The organism is Actinomadura flavalba DSM 45200, from assembly GCF_000374305.1.
Lineage (GTDB): Bacteria > Actinomycetota > Actinomycetes > Streptosporangiales > Streptosporangiaceae > Spirillospora > Spirillospora flavalba.
This window is the reverse complement of record NZ_KB894094.1, coordinates 479,077-502,359: the sequence shown is the minus strand read 5'-3', so window position 1 is coordinate 502,359 and position 23,283 is coordinate 479,077. Positions and strand designations below refer to the sequence as shown.

The window sequence follows — 23,283 nt, the reverse complement described above, 5'->3', positions numbered from 1 at the left end:
GACTTAACCCCTCGGCAGGGTCACGATGGAGTCGTGAACCTGAGCGAACTCCTCACCGCTCGCCGCCACGTCGATCTCCGGCGGCAGGCGAGCGCCCTGTGTCCCCGGCGCCGATCCCGACCCTGACGGAGATCCGACGCGCCGACCGGAGGCCGCCATGACGCTCACCCACGACCACGCCATCACCCGCACCCGCCGTACCCACCGCCGCACCGCGCCGCTCGACCGCGTGCTCGACCTGCACCGGCTCGACGCCCCCACGCCCGACGACGTCCGCGAGCAGCTCTCGGACCCCGAGCCCGAGGTCCGCGCCGCCGCCGTCCGCGCCCTCGGCCGCGCCGCCCGCCACGGCGTCGCCGCCCGCGACACCGGCGACACCATCGCCTGGGCCCTCGCCGACGAGGACGCCGGCATCCGCCGCCTCGCCGCCGGATACCTGCGCGACCTGCCCGAGCTGTACCTGGGGGAGGACGGCGTCAGCGCGCTGCTGCTCGCCGCCCGCCGGGGCCGCGACCGCGCCACCCGCGAGTCCGCCGCCGCGCTGCTGGCCGCCCTCACCTCCGGCGCCGCCGAGCTGTACGCGCAGGGCCTCCAGGACGACGAGCCGCAGGTCCGCGTGCAGGCAGTCCTCGGCCTCATCGCGCTGCGCGCCGGGCCGGAGGTCGCGCAGGCCGCCGACGACCCGTCCCGCGAGGTCCGCGTCGCCGTCGCCGAGGGCCTGGCCCGGTTCGGCACCGCCGCCGGGCACGACGCCCTCGCGCACCTGGTGACCGACCACGACCCCGTCGTGCGCATGGCCGCGCTCGACGCCGCCGCCGACCTCGCCGTCCCGGCGGGGCTGGCCGCCCGCGTCGCCCGCGCGGTGGACGACCCGAGCTGGCAGGTGCGCCGCCGCGCCGCGCTCGCGCTGGCCACCGCCGACCCGGAGACCGCCGTGCCGCCGCTGCTCCGCGCGCTGCGCGACGCGATCGTCGACGTCCGCCGCACCACCGTGCAGTCCCTGGAGCAGTGGGTCGACCGGCCCGAGGTCCTGACGGCCCTCACCGAACTGCTCACCGACCCCGACCCGGGCGTCCGCACGCAGGCCCGCTGGGCGCTCGCCTAGGACGCACCCCCTGGACCCGGCCGCGGCCCTCCCCCGGACTCCCGGGCCGCCGCCGGTCGCCGGCGGGCGGAGCGCCTCGGGGTGGGGACGCTCCGCCCGTCCGGCGAACAGCCGATCTCCGGGATACTGGGCGGCATGAGCAGGGTCATCGCGGGCAGCGCGGGCGGACGGCGGCTCGCCGTCCCGTCCGGCAGGGACACCCGGCCCACCAGCGACCGCGCCCGCGAGGGCCTGTTCTCGACCGTGCAGGCGCTGCTCGGCCCGCTGGACGGGCTGCGCGCCGCCGACCTGTACGCCGGGTCGGGCGCCGTCGGGCTGGAGGCGCTGTCGCGCGGCGCCGCGCACGCGCTGCTGGTCGAGTCGCACCCGCGCGCCGTCAAGGTCGTCCGGCAGAACATCGCGGCGCTCGGCCTGCCCGGCGCCGTCGCCGTGGCCGACCGCGTCGAACGCGTCGTGCGCCGCGCGCCGGACGCCCCCTACGACCTGGTGTTCGCCGACCCGCCCTACGCGCTCGCCGACGACGCCGTCCTCGCCCTGCTGCACGACCTGCGCGACCACGGCTGGCTCGCCGCCGACGCCCTGGTCGCCGTCGAGCGCTCGGTACGCGGCCCCGCACTGGCCTGGCCGGACGGCTACGAGGCCGAACGCGACCGCCGCTACGGCGAGGCCGTGTTCTGGTACGGGCGCGCCACCGGTTGACGGCCCGCCCGCCGGGCAGAAGATGATCGACGGACTGATCATCTCCACGGAGGCGGCCGGGCATGCTCGGGACCGACAAGGCGCTCAGACGGACGTGGCTCGTGACGCTCGTCATGATCCTGGCGCTCCTGGCCAACGTCACCTACGTCCAGGGCTTCCAGGCCGGGGAACTGCGCGACGACGCCCTCAACTCGCGCCAGTACCAGAACCGCAACCGCGTCCAGCGGGGGCCGATCGTCGCGGGCGGCGTCCGGCTGGCGTGGTCGGAGCCCGCCGGGGACGGCCGGTACGTCCGGCGCTACCGCGAGAGCGAGACCTTCGCTCCGGTGACCGGTCACTTCTCGCTGTTCACCCAGACCGCGCTGGAGAACGCCGAGAACCACATTCTGGACGGCAGCGACCCGCGCCTGGTCACCACCAGCCTTCTCGACCGCGTCCTCGGCCGGAAGATCCCCGGCGGCACGGTCGAGACGACCATCCGCCCCGACGCGCAGCGCGCCGCCTACGCCGTGCTGCGCGACAGCGGCGCCCGGCGCGGCGCGGTCGTCGCGCTCGACGCCGCCACCGGCGCGATCGTCGCGATGGCCTCCTATCCCTCCTACGACGCGAACACGGTCGCCACGCTCAGCTCCCGGGACGCCGAGCGCGCCTTCGACCGGCTCAACGCCGCGCCCCGCCGCCCGCTGCTCAACAAGGCGACCGGCGAGCTGTTCCCGCCCGGCTCCACGTTCAAGACGATCAGCGCCGCCGCCGCGCTCGCCGCGGGCGACGACCCGTCCACCCGGGTGCGCGCGGGCCGTTCCTACCGGCCCGCCGGGGCCGGGCAGGCGATCAACAACGACGAGGGCGACATCGGCGGCCTGTGCGACCGCTCGGCCGTCCCGCTGCTCAACGCCTACGCCGAGTCGTGCAACACCACGTTCGCGTACATGGGCGCCGAGCAGCCGGGCAACGCGGCGCTCGTCACCGCGGCCCGCCGCTACGGCTTCTACGAGCGCATCGAGATCGAGCGCGGCATGTCCGCCGCGCCCAGCTCGTTCCCGGACACCGACCAGCCGTCGCTGAGCGCGCTCGGCGCGATCGGCCAGGGCAGCACGGTCGCGACGCCGCTCCAGATGGCGCTGGTCGCCGCCGCGTCCGTCAACGAGGGCGAGGTCATGTCGCCCTACCTGGTCGAACGGCTGCGCGGCGCCGACGGCTCCACCGTCGAGCGCGCGAACCCGCGTCCGCTCACCCGCGCCCTCACCCGGGCGCAGGCCCGGCAGATGAACCGGATGATGCGCGAGGTCGTGCGGACCGGCACCGGCGAACGGCTCCAGGGGAGCGCCGTCGCGGGCGGCAAGACCGGCACCGCCGACATCGACGGCGTCTCCTACAACGACCGCTGGTTCATCGGATTCGGCCCGCCCGACGACCCCAGGTACGCGGTCGCGGTGCTGACCGAGGCCGACGGCTACGGCATCGAGTCCGGCACCGGCGCCGCGCGCGTCCTCGCTGCCCTGGCGGACTGAAACCCGGGTAGGACGTCCGTGATCGCCGTTTGGTACCGTCGCGCCGCAGGGTGCCGACCTGCACGAACGAAGTCCCACCGCGAAAGCGCAGCCAGGATGGAGCCGCCCGTGCGCCGCGCCGTATGTCCCGGATCTTTCGACCCAGTGACCAATGGCCACCTCGACATCATCAGCCGGGCCTCCCGCCTGTTCGACGAGGTCGTCGTCTCGGTCCTCATCAACAAGACGAAGAAGAGCCTGTTCACGATCGACGAGCGCGTCGAGATGCTGACGGAGGTGACCAAGGAGTACGGCAACGTCAGGATCGACACCTGGCACGGCCTCCTGGTCGACTACTGCCGGCAGAACGACATCCCCGTCATCGTCAAGGGGCTGCGCGCCGTCAGCGACTACGAGTACGAGTTGCAGATGGCGCAGATGAACCACCGCATGGCGGGCGTGGAGACGATGTTCATGTCCACCAACCCGCTGTACTCCTACCTCTCCTCCAGCCTCATGAAGGAGATCGTGAAGTACCGCGGCGACGTGTCCGGCCTGATCCCCGAGCTGATCCACGAGCGCCTCGCCGCCCGCCTCCAGGAATCCTGAGAGGTCCCGGCCCTTCCGCGCGAGTTGGGTGCGTGCGGCCAGGTCGGTTACCCTGGTACACCGGCCCCGAACCACGGCCGTCACACCCATGCCTCTTCCTCGCGCTGGAGTTCCCACTGTCACGCCTCGATCCGCACGCGCCCCTCGTGCTCGACACCCGGGCTCTGGGACGGCAGCCGGGCACCTCGCGCCGCGAGACCCCGCGCGTGCCCGCCCCGGAGGACTTCGGCGTCGAGATGGTCGGCGTGCCCGCGGGCGCCGTGATCGAACTCGACCTGCGGCTGGAGGCGGTGCTGGAGGGCGTCCTGGTGACCGGCACGGCGACCGTCCCCCTGGAGGGGGAGTGCGCCCGCTGCCTCGACCCGATCTCCGACACGTTCGAGGCCGACTTCCAGGAACTCTTCGTCTATCCTGACACCCGCTCCGGCGGCAACGCCGAAGACGACGAGTACCGCCTTGAGGACGACCTGATCGACCTCGAACCGGTGCTCCGCGACGCGGTTCTGCTGGCCCTGCCGCTCTCGCCGCTGTGCCGGGACGACTGTCCCGGACTGTGCGCCGAGTGCGGTGTGCGGCTCGCCGACGCCGAGCCGGACCACCACCACGACGTCGCCGACCCCCGGTGGGCGGCGCTGCACGAACTGACCGGCGGCGATGCGGAGTCCGCTCCGTCCGCACCGGCCTCCCCCACCGGGGGGAGCGGGGGCCCTGGCCCTCGCGGAACCGACCGACGAGAACGAAGGCAGGAAGGCTGAGATGGCCGTCCCGAAGCGGAAGAAGTCGCGCAGCAACACGCGGCACCGGCGCTCGCAGTGGAAGACCGCTGCGCCGACCCTGGTCGAGTGCCCCACGTGCCGCGACAAGAAGCTGCCCCACACCGCCTGCGCGACGTGCGGCACCTACGACCGCCGGCAGGTCATCACCCCGTCGGCCTGATCGCACACGCATCCCGGGGGGCGGTCCGCGCGGCGCGCGGCCGCCCCTCCGGACGCACCGGGTACGGGCCGCGCCGCGCGGCCCGCACCGGACCATCCACCGGCGGGTGACGCCGGAGCCGCGGCCGTACCGTCCGGGAGCCGCCCGGAGCCGTGGTGCACGCCGGGAAGTCATTCCCGACCGGCGCGCACCTCGCCTTCGTGGACCTTCCGGAGTTCCGTCCGCCGCCACGCCGTCACGCGCATCACCGGCGTCCGCGTCCCGTGGGCGCCCCGGTCTCCTCAAGGAGGGCCACGTGAGCGGCAAGAAGCCCGGTCACGCCACCGACAGCGCGGCGCTGGCCCGCGCGCTGGGCGTCGAGATCGAACCCGCCCTGCTGGACCGCGCGCTCACGCACCGGTCCTACGCCTACGAGAACGGCGGGCTGCCCACCAACGAGCGGCTGGAGTTCCTCGGCGACTCCGTGCTCGGCCTCGTCGTCACCGACACGCTGTTCCGCGGCCACCCCGACCTGCCCGAGGGACAGCTCGCCAAGCTGCGCGCCGCCGTCGTCAACATGCGGGCGCTGGCCGGGGTCGCGCGGGCGCTCGGCGTCGGCGCGCACATCCGGCTCGGCCGCGGCGAGGAGGGCACCGGCGGGCGCGACAAGTCGTCGATCCTCGCCGACACGCTGGAGGCGCTGATCGGCGCCGTCTACCTCGACCGGGGCCTGGACGAGGCCGCCGCGCTCGTGCACCGGCTGTTCGACGCGCTCATCACCCGCTCGGCGGGCCTGGGCGCCGGGCTCGACTGGAAGACCTCGCTCCAGGAACTGACGGCGGTGGAGGAACTCGGCGTCCCCGAGTACCACGTCGCCGAGAGCGGCCCCGACCACCAGAAGACGTTCCGCGCCTCGGTGCGCGTCGGCGGCGCCACCTACGGGTCGGGCGAGGGCCGCAGCAAGAAGGAGGCCGAGCAGCACGCCGCCGAGGCCGCCTGGAACGCCATCCGGGAGGAGGCGGTGCGGCGGCACGAGAGCGCCGCCGCGCAGGCGCCGGACGCCGCCGGTGCCTGAGCTGCCGGAGGTCGAGGTCGTCCGCGCCGGGCTGGAGCGGTGGACCACCGGCCGCACGGTGGCGTCCGCGCGGGTGCTGCATCCGCGCGCGGTGCGCCGCCAGCCCGGCGGGCCGGACGAGTTCGCCGGGCGCCTCGCGGGCGCGACGCTCGCCGCGCCGCAGCGGCGCGGCAAGTACCTGTGGCTGCCGGTGGACGGCCGCGACGAGGCCGTCCTGGCCCATCTGGGCATGAGCGGTCAGCTCCTGGTGGCCGACCCCGGGCGCGAACCGGAGAAGCACCTGCGAGTTCGCGTCGCGTTCGCCGACGGCGGCCAGGAGCTGCGGTTCGTCGACCAGCGCACCTTCGGCCACCTGCTCGTGACCGACCTCGTGGACGGCCCGCTCGGCCGCGTCCCGGAGCCGGTCGCGCACATCGCCGCCGACCCGCTGGAGGACGCCTTCGACGAGGACGCCTTCCACCGCGCCCTGCGCCGCCGCCGCACCGGCGTCAAGCGGGCCCTGCTCGACCAGTCGCTCATCAGCGGCGTCGGCAACATCTACGCCGACGAGGCGCTGTGGCGGGCGAAGCTGCACTGGGCCCGCCCGACCGAGACGCTGACGCGCCCGGAGGTCGCCCGCATCGTGGACGGCGTCCGCGCGGTGATGGCGGCGGCCCTGGCCGCCGGCGGCACCTCCTTCGACAGCCTGTACGTCAACGTGAACGGCGAGAGCGGCTACTTCGACCGCTCCCTGGACGCCTACGGCCGCCGCGACGAGCCGTGCCGCCGGTGCGGCGCGCCGATCCGGCGGGACGTGTTCATGAACCGGTCGTCCTACAGTTGCCCGGTGTGCCAGCCGATGCCGCGCCGCGCGCGGCTCTAGGGGAGTTCGATGGACCAGGGCGCGCCGGACGGCGCCGTGCGGATGACCGCGTGGGTGCGCGGACGCGTGCAGGGCGTGGGCTTCCGCTGGTGGGCGCGGTCGCGGGCGCTGGAGCTGGGGCTGACCGGCTCGGCGAGCAACCTGCGCGACGGCCGGGTCGAGGTCGTGGCCGAGGGGGAGCGGCGTTCGTGTGATCTGCTTCTCACCGCGCTGGAGGCCGCCGACGTTCCCGGGCGACCCGGGCAGGTCACGGGCGTGGCGGTCCGCTGGGACGCCCCGCGCGGGGGGCTGCGCGGTTTCGAGGAGAGGTGACCGGGTAGGGGAAGCCGGTTGGCAGATGCTAAACTGGATACGACAGGTTGTTACCGGCCCGTGATGTCCATCTTGACCCGGGCGCACGCCGGTGCGACTCTAGATGCAACGCGCACCGACTGATCTCTGTTCCTCGGGCGCGATTCCTGCTGGTGACTCAGCGTGGAGGACCCTTAGTCATGGCGAAGGCTCTACTCGGCCACGTCGGCGGTCCCGACCCCCGGATGGTCGCGGAGATGCGGCGCCTTCAGCGGCGCGTACGTGAGCTCGAATCCGAACTCTCTCGGCTTCAGGATGAGAACGACGCGCTCGCGACGGCGGCCGGCGACGACGTGCTGTCGCTCGCAGTGAAGGATCGTGAACCGGCGCTGACCTGATCGGCGCCCACAACTCGCAGTGAACAAGGGGACGCTTTCATCGGCGTCCCTTCTGTGTGCCCGCCCTCGGCGGTTCCGTGCCGAGATGACGGTCCGCGAGGTGCGGCGCCGGTAGGGTTTCGACCCTGGCCGGTGCCACACCACGGGGAGGACGGCGGGGCACGTGTATCTCAAGACCCTGACGCTGCGCGGCTTCAAGTCGTTCGCGTCCTCGACGACGCTGCGGTTCGAGCCCGGCATCACCGCCGTCGTCGGACCCAACGGCTCCGGCAAGTCCAACGTCGTGGACGCGCTCGCGTGGGTCATGGGGGAGCAGGGCGCCAAGTCGCTGCGCGGCGGCAAGATGGAGGACGTCATCTTCGCCGGGACGGCGAACCGCGCGCCGCTGGGCCGCGCCGAGGTCGTCCTGACGATCGACAACTCCGACGGCGCGCTGCCGATCGACTACACCGAGGTGACGATCAGCCGGCTGATGTTCCGGTCGGGGTCCAGCGAGTACGCGATCAACGGCGACTCGTGCCGGTTGCTCGACATCCAGGAACTCCTGTCGGACTCGGGCATCGGCCGCGAGATGCACGTCATCATCGGGCAGGGCCAGCTCGACCGCGTCCTGCACGCCGGGGCCGAGGGCCGCCGCGCGGTCATCGAGGAGGCGGCGGGCGTCCTCAAGCACCGCAAGCGCAAGGAGAAGGCTCTCCGCAAGCTCGACGCGATGCAGGCGAACCTCAACCGCGTCCAGGACCTCACCGGCGAGCTGCGCCGCCAGCTCAAGCCGCTCGGCCGCCAGGCCGAGATCGCGCGCCGCGCCGCCGTCATCCAGGCCGACCTGCGCGACGCCAAGGCCCGCCTCCTCGCCGACGACCTCGTCACGCTGCGCACCAAGCTCGACCAGGAGGCCGCCGACGAGGCCGCGATCCGCGAGCGCCGCACCGCCACCGAACGGTCGCTGGCCGAGGCGCAGGAGCGCGAGGCGCTGCTGGAGGCCGACGAGGCCGCCGCGGCGCCGCTGCTCACCCAGGCGCAGGACACCTGGTTCCAGCTGTCGGCGCTGAAGGAGCGGCTGCGCGGCGTCGCCGACCTGGCGGCCGAGCGCCGCAACAACGCCGCGCAGGCGGGGGAGGAGCGGCGCGGCCGCGACCCCGGCGACATGGAGCGCGAGGCCGCCGAGATCCGCGAGCAGGAGGCCATGCTGCGCGAGGCCCTGGAACTCGCGCAGGAGGGCCGCGACGACGCCGTCCGGGAACGGTCCGCCGCCGAAGAGGCGCTGGCCGCCGAGGAACGCCGGTTGCAGGCCGCCGCCCGCGCCGCCGCCGACCGCCGCGACCAGCTCGCCCGGCTGCGGACCCGGGTGGAGTCGCTGCGCAGCCGCGCCCAGGCGGGCGCGGCCGAGCTGGGCCGCCTCGGGGAGGCCCGCGCCGAGGCCGAGCGGCGCGCCGAATCCGCCGCCGCCGAGCACGCGGCGTTCGAGTCCGGCATCGTCGCCGATCCGGAGCTGGCCGCCGAGCACGAGGCCGCGCAGGAGGCCCTGCACACCGCCAGGGACGCCGCCGAGGACGCGCGCGCCGCCGTCGACGGCCCCCGGCAGGCCCTCAAGGACGCCCGCGCCGCCGTCGCCGCCGCCCGCTCGGCCGACCAGGCCGCGCAGAAGCGCGTCACCGCGTTGCAGGCGCGGATCGAGGCGCTGAACCTGACGCTGGCCAGCGCCGCCGACGGCGGGGAGACGCTGCTGACGGCGGGGTCCGACGGGTCGCTGCCCGGGGTGCTCGGCACGGTCGCGTCGCTGCTGACCGTCCGGCCCGGGTACGAGGCGGCCGTCGCCGCCGCGCTCGGCAACGCGGCCGAGGCCGTCGCGGTCGGGTCGCTGGACACGGCCGAAGCGGCGCTGGCGCTGCTGCGCGCCCGCGACGCGGGACGCGCGGGGCTGCTCGTCGGCGGCGCGCCCGGCGGCGCGGCGCGCCCGGCCGGGGTGGAGCCGCTCGTGGACGCGGTGACCGTGCCCGACGCCGTCCGTCCCGCGCTGGACCACCTGCTCGGTGACGTCGCCGTCGCCGGCGACGTCGCGTCCGCCGCCGCGCTGGTGCGGTCCCGTCCGGAGCTGCGCGCGGTCACCCGCGACGGCGACCTGGTCGGCGCGCACTGGGCGCAGGGCGGCGCCGCCGGGGGAGCGCACGGCCTCCTGGAGATGCGCGCCACCCTCGACGAGGCCATCGCCGGTCTGGCCGCCGCCGAGACCGCCGCCGAGACCGCCGCCGTCGCGCTGGACGAGGCCGCCGCCGCCGAGCAGGCCGCGCAGGCCGCGCTGGACGCCGGGCAGGCCGCCGCGCAGCAGGCGCAGAGCGGCGTCGACCGGGCGCAGGCCGCGCTGGACCGCGTCCGCTCCCGCGTCCGCGAGGCCGACGCGGCCGTCGCGGAGGAGGCACGCCGCGCCGCCCGGCTGGAGGCCGACGCGCGCGCCGCGCGCGGCGAGGTCGAACGGCTCACCAAGTCGCTGGACGCCGCGTCGTCGGCGCTGGAGGCCGACACCGAGGCCGCCGAAGACCTGGCGATGCGGCTCGAAGAGGCGGAGGAGGCGGCCGAGGTCGCTGACGACGCGGGCGACGACACCGCCGCCCGCGACGAGCTGAACGCCCGCTGCCAGGAGCTGCGCTCGGCCGAGATGGAGGCGCGGCTGTCCGTCCGCACCGCCGAGGAACGCGTGCAGGCCATCGCGGGCCGCGCCGACGCCCTGGAGCGCGGCGCCCGCCGCGAACGCGAGGAGCGCGCGCAGGCCGCCGCCCGCCGCGCCCGCCGCGAGGAGCAGGCCAGGGTCGCGGCGGCCGTGCACCGGGGCGCCCGCACCGCCCTGGACCGCATCGAACGGTCGCTGGAGCAGGCGGTCGCGCGGCGCGAGGCCGCCGAGCAGGCCCGCGAGGCGCGCACCGCCGAGCTGCGGGTGGTGCGCGGCCAGGTCCGGGAGCTGTCGACGACGCTGGAACGGCTCGTCAACGTCGCGCACGGCAGCGAGGTCGCCCGCGCCGAGCAGCGGCTGCGGCTGGAGCAGTACGAGCAGCGCGCGCTGGAGGAGTTCGGCCTGGAGGTCGCCGCGCTCGTCGCCGAGTACGGCCCGGACCAGCCCGTCCCGCCCGGCCCCGAGGCCGCCGAGGACGCCGCGCCCGCCCCCTACGACCGCGCCGCGCAGGAGAAGCGCGCCAAGACCGCCGAACGGCAGCTCACCCAGCTCGGCAAGGTCAACCCGCTGGCGCTGGAGGAGTTCGCGGCGCTGGAGGAACGGCACGCGTTCCTCACCACGCAGCTCGAAGACCTCAAGAAGACGCGCCGCGAGCTGGAGGGCATCGTCAAGGAGGTCGACGAGCGCGTGCAGCAGGTGTTCGCGTCCGCCTACGCCGACACCGAGCGCGAGTTCGAGCGCATCTTCGCCCGCCTGTTCCCCGGCGGCGAGGGCAGCCTGTCGCTGACCGAGCCCGACGACATGCTCGCCACCGGCGTCGAGGTCTCGGCCCGGCCGCCGGGCAAGAAGGTCAAGCGGCTGTCGCTGCTGTCGGGCGGTGAACGCTCGCTGGTCGCGATCGCGTTCCTCGTCGCGGTGTTCAAGGCCCGCCCCTCGCCGTTCTACGTGCTGGACGAGGTCGAGGCCGCGCTGGACGACACCAACACCCAGCGCCTCATCACCGTCTTCGAGGAGCTGCGCGAGTCGTCCCAGCTCATCGTCATCACCCACCAGAAGCGCACGATGGAGGGCGCCGACGCCCTCTACGGCGTCTCCATGCGCGGCGACGGCGTCACCCAGGTCATCAGCCAGCGGCTCCGCGAACCCGAGCCCGCCTGATCCCTTTCGTGCCACTATGCGGTGGTGACGAGCGGGCGGAAACGGTATCTGGCGGGCGCTCGGTGGTTCGCCGCGGCGCTGGTGGTGCTCGCGCTCGCGACGGCCTCGCTGCTGTACGCGGCGCGCGACATGCGGGCCGCGGAGCGGGCCCGGCAGGGGGACGGAACCCACGGTTCGTTCCGCGTCGAGGGCTGGAAGTGCCGCAACGACCGCTGTACCGCGACCGGGGTCTTCGTCGCGGACGACGGGGCGCGGCGGCGGGTGCGGCTCGAACGGTACGACGGGCCGCTGGCGAGGGGCCGGACGATCCCCGCCTGGGACGTCGGTGAGCGCACCTACGTCGTCGCCGCGGACGTCGCGGGAGCCGGGGCCACGATCGGCTGGTTCGTCATCGGCGGGCTGCTGGCGGTCACGGCGCCGGCGCCGGTCGTCGTCGGCGTCCGGCGGACGCGCGACCGGGGCCGGTCCTGAGCGGATGGCCTGACCGGCCGCGCCGTTGTTGCCGGGTCGAGGCCGGACCGTGGTCGGCGCAGGGTGAGGCGTCTGGAAAACTGGTCGGGTTATGGAATATGTGATCCTGATCGCCGCGCTCGCCGTCCTCCTGCTGGTCGCCGGCGGTGTCATGTTCCTGCGGCCCGGCCGCCGCAAGGCCGCTCCACCGGCCGAACCGCAGGAGCAGGCCGAGCAGCGGCCCGGCGGCACCGCCACCGTCGTCGACGACGCCACCGCCACCGCGCCGCCCGCGCAGCGCGGCCCGCCCTCGACGGCCGAGCCCGTCGTCCCGCCCGTCGAGATCGAGACGCCGCCGCCCGGCGCGGGCCGTCTCGTCCGGTTGCGCGCCCGGCTGGCCCGCTCGCAGAGCACGTTCGGCAAGACCCTGCTCGGCCTGCTGTCCCGCGACACGCTCGACGACGACGCGTGGGAGGAGATCGAGGACACGCTCATCGGCGCCGACATGGGCGTCACCGTGGCCCGCCAGATCACCGACGACCTGCGCACCCGCGTCCAGGTGCTCGGCACCCGCACGCCGCAGGAGGTCCGCGCGCTCCTCAAGGAGGAGCTGGTCAAGCAGATCGGCCCCGACCTGGACCGTTCGCTGCACACCGCGCCGCACGGCACCCGGCCGTCGGTCGTGATGGTCGTCGGCGTCAACGGCACCGGCAAGACCACCACGTGCGGCAAGCTCGCCCGCGTCCTGGTCGGCGACGGCGGCACCGTGCTGCTCGGCGCCGCCGACACCTTCCGCGCCGCCGCCGCCGACCAGCTCGAAACGTGGGGTTCGCGCGTCGGCGCCCCCGTCGTCCGCAAGGGCGAGGGCGCCGACCCGGCCAGCGTCGCGTTCGACGCCGTCAAGCAGGGCGTCGACGGCGGCTACGACACCGTCATCGTCGACACCGCCGGCCGCCTGCACACCAAGACCGGCCTGATGGACGAGCTCGGCAAGGTCAAGCGCGTCATCGAGAAGCAGTCCCAGGTGGACGAGATCCTGCTCGTCCTCGACGCCACCACCGGCCAGAACGGCATGCAGCAGGCCCGCGTGTTCGGTGAGGTCGTCAATGTGACCGGCGTCGTCCTGACGAAACTCGACGGCACCGCCAAGGGCGGCATCGTCGTCCAGGTCCAGCGCGAGCTGGGCGTCCCGGTCAAGCTCGTGGGCCTCGGGGAGGGCCCCGACGACCTGGCGCCCTTCGAGCCGGGCGCTTTCGTGGACGCGATCCTCGGCGACTAGCGGCGTTTTCGGTCCCGCAGACGTTCCCTCCGCCCTCGGCGGGGGGAACGTCTTTTTGTCAGGAGTGCACGAGTAGTTCGTGACTTTTCCGTGACCGAAACACCAACCGGAACCCCCTTCCCGGGCACCGGTGAGCGGACCGAAACACCGACGAAACACTTCCCGGTGTGGTTTCACACCACCGAAACATCCTCGCCCTTCCCGCGAAACGGCCAGGCCAGAGTCTCGGAGCAATCCAATCCCGTGGCCGAGGAGGGAAAGCCCCCGAGATGAATATCGACAGCGGCAACACTGCCTGGATCTTGGCGAGCACAGCGCTCGTCCTGCTCATGACGCCTGGGCTCGCGTTCTTCTACGGGGGCATGACCCGCGCCAAGAGCGTGCTCAACATGATGATGATGAGCTTCGTGAGCATCGCGGTCGTGGGCATGGTGTGGGTGGTCTACGGTTACTCCCTCGCCTTCAGCGACGGCGGCGCACTCGGCTCCTTCATCGGGGGACTCGGCGACTGGGGACTCGTCGGGCTGGAGAAGACCGCCACCGCCGACGACGGCTCGGGCATCCCGAGCCTGGTGTTCGTGACGTTCCAGGCGACCTTCGCCATCATCACCGTCGCGCTGATCAGCGGCGCCATCGCGGACCGTGCCAAGTTCGGCGCCTGGGTGCTGTTCACCCTCGTCTGGGTCACGCTCGTCTACCTGCCGATCGCCCACTGGGTCTGGGGCCCGGAGGGCTGGCTGCTGGAGCTCGGCGCGCTGGACTTCGCGGGCGGCACGGTCGTCCACATCAACGCCGGTGTCGCCGCCCTCGCCCTCGCGCTGGTGCTCGGCAAGCGGCGCGGCTGGCCCAAGGACCCGATGCGCCCGCACAACCTGCCGTTCGTCCTGCTCGGCGCCGGTCTGCTGTGGTTCGGCTGGTTCGGGTTCAACGGCGGGTCGGCGCTCGCGGCCAACGAGGTCGCGGCCGTCGCGCTCATCAACACCCTCGTCGCCACCTGCGCCGCCGCGTTCGCCTGGATCATCGTGGAGAAGCTGCGCGACGGCGCCTCCACCACCCTCGGCATCGCGTCCGGCGTCGTCGCCGGCCTCGTCGCCATCACGCCCGCCGCCGCGTTCGTCACCCCGCTCGGCGCCATCGCCCTCGGCCTCATCGCCGGCGCGGTCTGCGCCTTCGCGGTCAGCCTGAAGTACAAGCTCGGCTACGACGACTCCCTCGACGTGGTCGGCGTCCACATGGTCGGCGGCATCATCGGCGCCCTGCTCATCGGCTTCATCGCCACCACGGCCGTCAACGACGCCGGCGCCGACGGGCTGCTGGCGGGCGGCGGCATCGGCCTCCTCGGCAAGCAGGCCGCGGGCGTCGGCGCCACGATCCTCTACTCCTTCGTCGCCACCTTCATCATCGCCAAGATCATCGACCTGGTGATGGGCTTCCGCGTCGACGCCGAGGACGAGATCAGCGGCATCGACAGCGCCGCCCACGCGGAGACGGCGTACGACTTCGGTAGCGTCCACGCCGGCGCGGGCGCTTCCACCGGCTCCCTCGCGAGCACCACGACCACCGAGCAGAAGAAGGTAGAGGCGGAAGCGTGAAGCTGATCACGGCGGTCATCAAGCCGTTCAAGCTGGACGAGGTCAAGGCGGCCCTGGAGACCTTCGGGGTCAAGGGACTCACCGTCAGCGAGGCCAGCGGCTACGGCCGGCAGAAGGGCCACACCGAGGTCTACCGGGGCGCCGAGTACAAGGTCGACCTGGTGCCCAAGCTCCGGATCGAGGTCCTGGTCGACACCGAGGACGCCGACGACATCATCGACGTCATCGTCAAGGCCGCCCGCACCGAGAAGATCGGTGACGGCAAGGTCTGGGCCACCCCGGTGGACGCCGTCGTGCGCGTCCGCACCGGTGAGACCGGCCCCGACGCCCTCTAGGTAAGGAGACGAGTGGTCCTCGCCCACGGAACGGCCGGGGAGCGGTCCCCGGCCGCCCCGGCCGGATCGGTCGACGCGGCCCGCGCAGCCCTCGTGGCGGCGCGGGCCGCGCGCACGGCCGAACTCGACGGCTGGCTCGCCGGGCTCCTCGGCTCGGGAACGCCCGGCACCGGCCCGTCCGTCCCGCCCGGGGTGGCGCTGCTCGCGGTCGGCAGCCACGGCCGCCGCGAGCTGACGCCCGGCGGCGACCTCGACCTCGTCCTGCTGCACCGCGGCGACGACGGCGTCGCCGCCCTCGCCGACCGCGTCTGGTACCCCGTCTGGGACTCCGGCCTGCGCCTGGACCACTCCGTCCGCACGCTCGCCGAGGCTCGCGAGGTCGCCCGCACCGACATGAAGGCCGCCCTCGGGCTGCTGTCGGCGCGCCGCGTCGCCGGAGAACACGCCCTCGTCGACGAGCTGCGCGCCGCCGTCCTGGCCGACTGGCGGGCCGACGCCCGCACCCGCCTGGCCGAACTCGCCGCGATGTCCCGCGACCGCTGGGACGCCCACGGCGAACTGGCGTTCCTGCTCGAACCCGACCTCAAGGAGGCGCGCGGCGGGCTGCGCGACGTCCACGTCATGCGGGCCGTCGCCGCGTCCTGGGTCGCGTCCGCGCCCGACGCCCGCGTCGGCGCCGCCCACGACCTCCTGCTCGACGTCCGGCACGCCCTGCACGAGCACACCGGGCGCAGCGCCGACCGGCTCGTCCTCCAGGAACAGCAGCCGGTCGCCGCCGCGCTCGGCCTGCTGGACGCCGACCAGCTCCTGCGCACCACCGCCGAGGCCGCCCGCACCATCGCCCACGCGGGCGACCACCTGTGGCACCGCGTCGAACGCTTCCTCGCCCCGCGCCGCGCCGGGAACCGCGCCGTCGAACGCCGTCCCGTCGGCGACGGCGCCGTCGAGCAGGACGGCGAGGTCGTGCTGGCGCGCGGCGCCGACCTCACCGACCCCGCGCTCGTCCTGCGCGTCGCCGCCGCCGCGGCGCACGCCGGGCTGCCCCTCGCGCCCGCCACCGTCGAACGGCTCGCCCGGCACGCCGCCCTGCCGTCGCCGCCGTGGCCCGAGGCCGCCCGCGACGCGCTCGTCGCGCTGCTCGGCGCCGGGCCCGCCGCCATCGGCGTCTGGGAGACCCTCGACCAGGCCGGGCTGATCGTCCGGCTCGTCCCCGACTGGGAACGCGTCCGCAACCGCCCGCAGCGCAACCCGTTCCACCGCTTCACCGTCGACCGGCACCTCGTCGAGGCCGCCGCCGGCGCCGCCGCGCTCACCCGCGACGTCTCCCGGCCCGACCTGCTGCTCATCGGCGCCCTGCTGCACGACATCGGCAAGGGCTGGCCCGGCGACCACTCGGTCTCCGGCGCCGTCGTCGCCCGCGACCTCGGCGCCCGCCTGGGCCTGCCCGCCGATGACGTCCGCGTGCTGGAGGCGCTGGTCCGGTACCACCTGCTGCTGCCCGACACCGCCACCCGCCGCGACCTGGACGACCCCGCCACCGTCGAGACCGTCACCGCCGCCGTGTCCACGGTGCCCGGCCGCGAACGCGAGATCATCGACCTGCTCGCCGCCCTCGCCGTCGCCGACGCGCAGGCCACCGGCCCCTCGGCGTGGAGCGCGTGGAAGGCGTCGGCCGTCGCCGAACTGGCCCGCCGCGCCGCCGCCACCCTCGCGGGCGGCACCCTGCCGCCGCCCGACCTGCCCGAACCCGGACGGCTCGCGCTCGCCCGCTACGACGGCGCCGCCGTGCGCGTCGCCGGGTCGCGCGTCACGATCGCCGCCCCCGACCGGCCCGGCCTGCTGTGGAAGGCCGCCGGGGTGCTGGCGCTGCACCGGCTCGTCGTCCGCACCGCGCGGATCGTCTCGGCGCCCGAGCACGGCACGGCCGTCCTGGACTTCACCGCCGTCCCCGAGTTCGGCGCCCCGCCCGAGCCCGCCGCGCTCGAAGCCGACCTGCGCCGATTGCTCGCCGACCGGCTCGACGTCGCCGGACGCCTCGAACGCCGCGCCCGGTCCGTCCGGGTCCGGCCCGGTGTGCCGGTCGCGCCGCCGCGCGTCACCGTCCTGGAGGAGGCGTCCGCGTCCGCGACCGTGCTGGAGGTCCGCGCGCACGACCGGCCCGGGCTGCTGTGGCGCGTCGGGCAGGCCATCGGCTCGGCCGGGCTCCAGGTCCGCGCCGCCCGCGTGGACACCCTCGGCGCCGACGCCGTGGACGTCTTCTACGTGGTCGACGGCTCGGGCGCCGCCCCGTCCGAGCCCGCCGTGCTGTCCGACGTGCGGCAGCGCGTCCTCGCGGCCCTGCGCTGAGAGGCGGGCGGCACCCGGCGATTCACCCGATAGTCTGATGGGTGATCCCAGCAGCTTTCCAAGGACGGGTCCAGACACGTGTTCGAGACGCTCTCCGACCGCTTGACGACGGTTTTCTCGTCGCTGCGCAGCAAGGGCCGGCTCTCCGAGGCCGACATCAACGCGACGGCCCGCGAGATCCGCATCGCGCTGCTCGAAGCCGACGTGGCGCTGCCCGTCGTCAAGGATTTCATCGCCCGGGTCAAGGAGCGCGCCGGCGGCGCCGAGGTCTCCCAGGCGCTCAACCCGGCCCAGCAGGTCGTCAAGATCGTCAACGAGGAGCTCGTCGCGATCCTCGGCGGCGACACCCGGCGCATCCGGTTCGCCAAGACCCCGCCCACCGTGATCATGCTCGCGGGCCTCCAGGGCGCGGGCAAGACCACCCTCGCGGGCAAGCTCGCCCGGCACCTCAAGGCCGAGGGGCACACCCCGCTGCTCGTCGCCGCCGACCTCCAGCGGCCCAACGCCGTCCAGCAGCTCCAGGTCGTCGGTGAGCGCGCGGGCGTCCCGGTCTTCGCGCCCGAGCCCGGCAGCGGCGTCGGCGACCCCGTCGCCGTCTCCCGGCGGTCCATCGAGCAGGCCCGGCAGGCCCAGCACGACGTCGTCATCGTCGACACCGCCGGCCGCCTCGGCGTCGACGCCGAGATGATGCAGCAGGCCATCGACATCCGCGACGCCGTCTCGCCCGACGAGGTCCTGTTCGTCGTCGACGCCATGGTCGGCCAGGACGCCGTCAACACCGCGCAGGCGTTCATGGACGGCGTCGGCTTCGACGGCGTCGTCCTGACCAAGCTCGACGGCGACGCGCGCGGCGGCGCGGCGCTCTCGGTCCGGCACATCACCGGCCGGCCGATCATGTTCGCGTCCACCGGCGAGAAGCTGGAAGACTTCAGCGTCTTCCACCCCGACCGCATGGCCGGGCGCATCCTCGACATGGGCGACATCCTCACCCTGATCGAGCAGGCCGAGCAGGCGTTCGACACCGCTCAGGCCGAGAAGATGTCGACGAAGTTCGTCTCCGGGGAGAATTTCACCCTTGAGGACTTCCTCGAACAGATGATGATGATCCGCAAGCTCGGCCCCATCGGCAACCTGCTCGGGATGATGCCCGGCATGGGCCAGGTCCGCGACCAGATCAGCAACATCGACGACAAGGACCTCGACCGCGTCGCCGCGATCATCCGCTCGATGACGCCCGGCGAGCGCGAGAACCCCAAGATCATCAACGGTTCGCGGCGCGCCCGCATCGCCAAGGGCTCGGGCGTCTCGGTCGGCGAGGTCAGCAGCCTCGTCACCCGCTTCTACGACGCGCAGAAGATGGTCAAGCAGATGGCGGGCGGCATGGGCCTGCCCGGCACGCCCGCCCGCCGCAAGGCCAAGCAGGCGCAGAAGGCCGCCAAGAAGAAGGGCAAGCAGCGCTCGGGCGACCCGCGCAAGCGCGCCGTCGGCCAGCGCGCCGCCGACGCGCCCGAGCAGGACGGCGCCCCGCAGGGCCTGCCCCCCGGCCTCGCCGGCGGCCAGCTTCCCCCCGGCCTCGCCGGCCAGCTTCCGCCCGGCTTCCAGATGCCCGACCTCGGCAAGCTCGAAAGCCGCAAGAAGAAGTAGCGCGACCGCGCGGGGGCGCCCTCGACGCCCCCGCGCCACGCGTGCCGCGCGTCACCGCACGATTGCACTTTCACGCCGAACGTCTGGCAGAATGGCAGGCTGGAAACCCCGGATCGGCAAGGCGCCCTCTCTCGTCCTGTGCGACCGGGAATCCCTTGCCCGGCCGGCACCGGTGTTTCCCCACCTGGTCCGGACCGGACACCCTGTATCAAGTCTGGAGAACACCACACCCGTGGCAGTCAAGATCAAGCTCAAGCGTCTGGGGAAGATCCGGAGCCCGCAGTACCGGATCGTCGTCGCCGATGCCCGCACCAAGCGTGACGGCCGGGCCATCGAGGAGATCGGGGTCTACCAGCCCAAGCAGGAGCCCTCGCTCATCCAGATCGACTCCGAGCGCGCGCAGTACTGGCTCGGCGTCGGCGCGCAGCCGACCGAGCCCGTCGTCCGCCTGCTCAAGGTCACCGGCGACTGGCAGAAGTTCAAGGGCGAGCCCGGTGCCGAGGGCACGCTCAAGGTCGCCGAGCCCAAGGCCGACAAGAAGGCCGTCTTCGAGGCCGCCGTCAAGGAGTCGCTGGGCGACACCGCCGGCGAGGCCCCGGCCACCAAGGCCAAGTCCAAGAAGGCCGAGCCGAAGAAGGCCGAGGCCGCCGACGAGAACACCGAAGTCAAGAGCGAGGGCTGACGTGCTCGAAGAAGCGCTCGAGCACCTGGTACGCGGGATCGTCGAGAACCCGGACGACGTCCGGGTCCGCGCCCGTCGTCTCAGGGGCGGCCGGGTCCTGGAGGTGCGCGTGCACCCCGACGACCTGGGCAAGGTCATCGGCCGCAGCGGTCGCACCGCCAAGGCCCTGCGCACCGTGATCACCGCCCTCTCGGGCGGCCGGTACGTGCGCGTCGACCTGCTCGACGTCAACGAGGTCCGCTAGCCGTGGCACCCCGGTTCCCGCGGCGTCCGCGCCGCGGGCCGCGCCCGGCGCCGCCGTCCGCCCTCCGGCGGGCGGCGGGCCTCAGCACCCCCGACGGCACGGCATGACCGAGCAGCCGCTCGTCATCGGCCGTGTCGGACGGCCGCACGGCGTCCGCGGTGAGATCACGATCGACGTCCGAACCGACGACCCGGACCTCCGGTTCGCCCCCGGCACCGAGATCCTCACCGACCCCGCCACGGCCGGTCCCCTCACCGTGGACCGTGCCCGCTGGCACTCCGGACGCCTGCTCGTGCGCTTCTCGGGTCACGACGACCGCACCGCCGCCGAAGGGCTGCGCGGTACCTGGCTCGTCGTCGGACCCGACGACGTCCTCGTCTCCGACGATCCCGACGACTTCCACGACCAGGACCTGGTCGGGCTGTCCGTCGTGACCGTCGGCGGCGAGGACGTCGGCACCGTCACCGACGTCCTGCACCTCGGTCAGGACGTCCTCGTCGTCGGCCGCCCCCCGGCCGGCGACGCGCTCATCCCCTTCGTGGCGGCCCTCGTCCCGTCCGTCGACCTGGACGCGGGCCGTCTCGTGGTGGACCCCCCACCCGGTCTGCTGGACGAGCAGTGAAACTCGACATCGTCTCGATCTTCCCCGACTACTTCGCCCCGCTGGACGTCTCGCTGCTCGGCAAGGCGCGCCGCACCGGGCTGCTCGACGTCCGCGTCCACGACCTCCGTGACTGGACGCACGACCGGCACCGCACCGTGGACGACACCCCCTACGGCGGCGGTCCCGGCATGGTGATGAAACCCGAACCCTGGGGTGAGGCGATCGACGCCATCGCGCCCGGGCCGGAGCTGCCGCGGCTCATCGTCCCCACGCCCAGCGGGCGGCCCTTCACCCAGGCGACCGCCGCCGAGCTGGCCGCCGAACCCTGGCTGCTGTTCGCCTGCGGACGCTACGAGGGCATCGACTCGCGCGTCGTCGCCGAGTACTCCACGCGGCTGCGCGTCGACGAGGTCTCCCTCGGCGACTTCGTGCTCGCCGGCGGCGAGGTCGCCGTGCTCGTCATGGTCGAGGCCATCGGACGGCTCGTCCCCGGCGTGCTCGGCAACGCCGATTCCGTCGCCGACGACTCGTTCGCCGCCGGATCCATGGAGTCGCTGCTGGAGGGGCCCGTCTTCACCAAGCCGCCCGTCTGGCGCGACCGCGGCGTCCCGGAGATCCTCATGTCGGGGCACCACGGCGCCATCGCGCGCTGGCGCCGCGACGAGGCGCTGCGGCGCACCGCCCGGCACCGTCCCGAACTGCTGGCGCGGCTCGATCCGGCCGCGCTCGACCGGCATGACCTGGCCACTCTCGCCGACGCCGGTTTTCCGGTGCACGGCGAAGATATGGCACACTGAACTGTCCCGTGTGCGCGCACACGCGGCCACAGACGCAACCGAAGTACCGAGCGATTCACCTCGCGCGGCGCGACGCCCCCACCGCAGTCCCACCGGGGCCTCTCGACGTCCGCGCATCAGCGATGAGGAAACCATGCACACCCTGATCCAGGAGATCGAGCAGGCCGCGCTGCGGACCGACCGTCCGGACTTCCGTCCCGGCGACACCGTGCGCGTCCACGCGCGCATCACCGAGGGCAAGGTCACCCGTATCCAGCCCTTCGAGGGTGTCGTCATCCGCCGCCAGAACGGCGGCGCCCGGGAGACGTTCACCGTCCGCAAGATCAGCAAGGGCGGCTACGGCGTCGAGCGCACCTGGCCGCTCAACAGCCCGCACATCGAGAAGCTCGAAGTGCTGATCCGCGGTGACGTCCGCCGCGCCAAGCTGTACTACCTGCGCAACCTGCGCGGCAAGGCCGCGCGCATCAAGGAGAAGCGCGACTTCTAGGGCATCCCTCGCCCTCCGCGCACGCCCCGGGAACCCTCTGCGGTCCCGGGGCGTTGCCGTTTCGGCGGCGACACGGCAACGCGCGCCGCTCCGTGCGGTCGTCGCCGCTAGGCTTGGCGGTCTGATGACAGACGAGGACGATCGGAGAAACGTGCGATCCGAGGCCGAGGGCGCGGTGCCCGAAGAGCAGGAAACCGTTCCCCCCGCTGAAGATTCCGACTCTTCGGAGAAAAAGGGCAAGCGGAAGAAGGACGAGAAGAAGAAGCAGGGCTCGTTCTGGAAGGAGCTGCCGATCCTCATCGGGGTCGCGCTGGTCCTCGCCCTGGTCATCAAGGCGTTCGCGGTGCAGCCGTTCTTCATCCCCTCGGGGTCGATGGAGAACACGCTCCAGGTGGGCGACCGCGTCCTCGTCAACAAGATCGTCTACCACACGCGCGACATCACCCGGGGCGACATCGTCGTCTTCAACGGCCTCGACTCCTGGGACCAGGAGACCGAGGTCCCCAAGCCGTCCAACCCGGTCGGCAAGGCGCTGCGCTGGGTGGGGTCGGCGTTCGGCGTCGCGTCCAACGAGAAGGACTACATCAAGCGCGTCATCGGCATCCCCGGCGACCGCGTCAAGTGCTGTGACGCGCAGGGCCGCGTGACGGTGAACGGCGTCCCGCTCGACGAGCGGTCGTACCTGTTCACCGACCGGGCCACCGGCGAACGCAACGACCCGTCGGAGATGAACTTCGACGTCACCGTCGGCAAGGGCCAGCTCTGGGTCATGGGCGACCACCGCGAGTACTCGTTCGACTCGCGGCACCACCGCAGCGACCCGGGCGGCGGCACCATCCCGATCGACCGCGTCATCGGCCGCGCCTTCGTCATCGTCTGGCCCGTCGGCAACGCCGGCGTCCTCTCGATCCCGAAGACCTTCGACCAGCCGGCCCTGAAGTCCGCCGCCGCCGCGGCGACCCCGGCCACGCCGATAGCCCTCGGCCTGATAGGCGCCCTCCCCGTCACCCTCCTCAACCGCCACCGCCGCAACCGTCGCCACCGCCACTGAGACCGGCAGGCGGCGGACGAAGGTCAGCGGTCCTGGCCGCCGCCGACACCGCCGCTGAGACCCCGTGAGCCCCGGCCAAAGCCGGGGCTCACGCACTTCACCCAAACCCCGTCACGGCCCACCACCGAGCCCCGGCGCCCCCACAGAACCGCCCAGCGACCCACTCCCCATCGCACGGCCCGGCGACCCAACTCCCCACCTGACATCACCACGACCACCAGCCCTCGCCCACGAACACCAGCCAAGAACCCCACCCCCACCGAGGCCCCAGACCGGCACCATCCTCGTCACGGCGCTCGCGGCGCTCGCGGCGCTCACGGCGCTCACGGCGCTCACGGGCGCTCACGGCGGTCGCGGTGCTCACGGTGGTCGCGGCGGTCACAGCCGGGTGCAGCGGGCTACGGGCGGGCGCAGCGGGCGCTGCGTGTCGGGCGGCGCTGCGTGTCGGGCGGCGCTGCGTGTCGGGCGGCGCTGCGTGTCGGGCGGCGCTGCGTGTCGGGCG

General features: G+C 73.8%; 24 protein-coding genes. All 24 read left to right on the top strand.

Going from position 1 to position 23,283, the window contains the following annotated elements:
* The first annotated feature begins 33 nt into the window (after positions 1-33).
* The 24 genes from C229_RS36070 to lepB all read left to right on the top strand — a co-directional run bounded on the left by C229_RS36070 (position 34) and on the right by lepB (position 22,781).
* The gene (locus C229_RS36070) at positions 34-126 is read left to right on the top strand and encodes a putative leader peptide (protein ID WP_169513828.1); all 93 of its coding nucleotides are present in this window, start codon (positions 34-36) and stop codon (positions 124-126) included.
* A 31-nt stretch (positions 127-157) separates the two neighbouring features.
* Positions 158-1,105, top strand: a complete 948-nt coding sequence (locus C229_RS0111835; protein WP_018655294.1) for a HEAT repeat domain-containing protein — start codon at positions 158-160, stop codon at positions 1,103-1,105.
* A 135-nt stretch (positions 1,106-1,240) separates the two neighbouring features.
* Entirely contained in the window at positions 1,241-1,804 is a 564-nt protein-coding gene (gene rsmD, locus C229_RS0111830) for a 16S rRNA (guanine(966)-N(2))-methyltransferase RsmD (protein ID WP_026313684.1), read from the top strand.
* A gap of 62 nt (positions 1,805-1,866) precedes the next feature.
* Positions 1,867-3,315, top strand: coding sequence for a penicillin-binding transpeptidase domain-containing protein (locus C229_RS0111825; RefSeq protein ID WP_018655292.1), 1,449 nt, complete (start codon positions 1,867-1,869; stop codon positions 3,313-3,315).
* A 108-nt stretch (positions 3,316-3,423) separates the two neighbouring features.
* Positions 3,424-3,903 carry a pantetheine-phosphate adenylyltransferase gene (gene coaD / locus C229_RS0111820; protein WP_026313683.1) on the top strand — a complete coding sequence of 160 codons (480 nt, stop codon included), beginning with the start codon at positions 3,424-3,426 and terminating at the stop codon, positions 3,901-3,903.
* Positions 3,904-4,049: 146 nt separating this feature from the next.
* Entirely contained in the window at positions 4,050-4,658 is a 609-nt protein-coding gene (locus C229_RS0111815; RefSeq protein ID WP_018655290.1) for a YceD family protein, read from the top strand.
* A gap of 1 nt (position 4,659) precedes the next feature.
* Entirely contained in the window at positions 4,660-4,839 is a 180-nt protein-coding gene (gene rpmF, locus C229_RS0111810; RefSeq protein WP_018655289.1) for a 50S ribosomal protein L32, read from the top strand.
* A gap of 295 nt (positions 4,840-5,134) precedes the next feature.
* Positions 5,135-5,893, top strand: coding sequence for a ribonuclease III (rnc, locus tag C229_RS0111805; protein ID WP_018655288.1), 759 nt, complete (start codon positions 5,135-5,137; stop codon positions 5,891-5,893).
* Positions 5,886-6,755: a bifunctional DNA-formamidopyrimidine glycosylase/DNA-(apurinic or apyrimidinic site) lyase gene (mutM, locus tag C229_RS0111800; protein WP_018655287.1), complete on the top strand. Its 870-nt coding sequence runs from the start codon at positions 5,886-5,888 to the stop codon at positions 6,753-6,755. Before rnc ends, mutM begins: the two co-directional genes overlap by 8 nt.
* Positions 6,756-6,764: 9 nt before the next feature.
* On the top strand, positions 6,765-7,067 hold the full coding sequence (locus tag C229_RS0111795) for an acylphosphatase (RefSeq protein WP_018655286.1): 303 nt from the start codon (positions 6,765-6,767) through the stop codon (positions 7,065-7,067).
* Between the two features lie 179 nt (positions 7,068-7,246).
* On the top strand, positions 7,247-7,444 hold the full coding sequence (locus tag C229_RS0111790; RefSeq protein ID WP_018655285.1) for a hypothetical protein: 198 nt from the start codon (positions 7,247-7,249) through the stop codon (positions 7,442-7,444).
* A gap of 163 nt (positions 7,445-7,607) precedes the next feature.
* The gene (gene smc / locus C229_RS0111785; RefSeq protein ID WP_018655284.1) at positions 7,608-11,270 is read left to right on the top strand and encodes a chromosome segregation protein SMC; all 3,663 of its coding nucleotides are present in this window, start codon (positions 7,608-7,610) and stop codon (positions 11,268-11,270) included.
* A gap of 24 nt (positions 11,271-11,294) precedes the next feature.
* The gene (locus tag C229_RS0111780) at positions 11,295-11,741 is read left to right on the top strand and encodes a hypothetical protein (RefSeq protein ID WP_155884767.1); all 447 of its coding nucleotides are present in this window, start codon (positions 11,295-11,297) and stop codon (positions 11,739-11,741) included.
* Positions 11,742-11,832: 91 nt separating this feature from the next.
* Positions 11,833-12,999, top strand: coding sequence for a signal recognition particle-docking protein FtsY (ftsY, locus tag C229_RS0111775; RefSeq protein WP_026313682.1), 1,167 nt, complete (start codon positions 11,833-11,835; stop codon positions 12,997-12,999).
* A gap of 269 nt (positions 13,000-13,268) precedes the next feature.
* A complete protein-coding gene (locus C229_RS0111770) occupies positions 13,269-14,591 on the top strand; it encodes an ammonium transporter (RefSeq protein WP_026313681.1) in 1,323 nt (440 codons plus the stop codon).
* On the top strand, positions 14,588-14,926 hold the full coding sequence (locus C229_RS0111765; RefSeq protein ID WP_018655280.1) for a P-II family nitrogen regulator: 339 nt from the start codon (positions 14,588-14,590) through the stop codon (positions 14,924-14,926). Before C229_RS0111770 ends, C229_RS0111765 begins: the two co-directional genes overlap by 4 nt.
* A gap of 12 nt (positions 14,927-14,938) precedes the next feature.
* A complete protein-coding gene (locus C229_RS0111760) occupies positions 14,939-17,272 on the top strand; it encodes a [protein-PII] uridylyltransferase (RefSeq protein ID WP_018655279.1) in 2,334 nt (777 codons plus the stop codon).
* Positions 17,273-17,350: 78 nt separating this feature from the next.
* Positions 17,351-18,916 carry a signal recognition particle protein gene (gene ffh, locus C229_RS0111755; RefSeq protein ID WP_018655278.1) on the top strand — a complete coding sequence of 522 codons (1,566 nt, stop codon included), beginning with the start codon at positions 17,351-17,353 and terminating at the stop codon, positions 18,914-18,916.
* Positions 18,917-19,148: 232 nt separating this feature from the next.
* Positions 19,149-19,598: a 30S ribosomal protein S16 gene (rpsP, locus tag C229_RS0111750; protein WP_018655277.1), complete on the top strand. Its 450-nt coding sequence runs from the start codon at positions 19,149-19,151 to the stop codon at positions 19,596-19,598.
* 1 nt (position 19,599) lies between these two features.
* A complete protein-coding gene (locus tag C229_RS0111745; RefSeq protein WP_018655276.1) occupies positions 19,600-19,842 on the top strand; it encodes an RNA-binding protein in 243 nt (80 codons plus the stop codon).
* A gap of 103 nt (positions 19,843-19,945) precedes the next feature.
* Positions 19,946-20,464, top strand: a complete 519-nt coding sequence (rimM, locus tag C229_RS0111740; RefSeq protein WP_018655275.1) for a ribosome maturation factor RimM — start codon at positions 19,946-19,948, stop codon at positions 20,462-20,464.
* Complete coding sequence (gene trmD, locus C229_RS0111735) at positions 20,461-21,243, top strand: tRNA (guanosine(37)-N1)-methyltransferase TrmD (protein WP_018655274.1); 783 nt, start codon at positions 20,461-20,463, stop codon at positions 21,241-21,243. The genes rimM and trmD overlap by 4 nt, the downstream gene beginning before the upstream one ends.
* Before the next feature lie 133 nt (positions 21,244-21,376).
* On the top strand, positions 21,377-21,730 hold the full coding sequence (rplS, locus tag C229_RS0111730) for a 50S ribosomal protein L19 (RefSeq protein ID WP_018655273.1): 354 nt from the start codon (positions 21,377-21,379) through the stop codon (positions 21,728-21,730).
* Between the two features lie 151 nt (positions 21,731-21,881).
* On the top strand, positions 21,882-22,781 hold the full coding sequence (lepB, locus tag C229_RS0111725) for a signal peptidase I (RefSeq protein WP_018655272.1): 900 nt from the start codon (positions 21,882-21,884) through the stop codon (positions 22,779-22,781).
* Positions 22,782-23,283 lie beyond the last annotated feature (502 nt).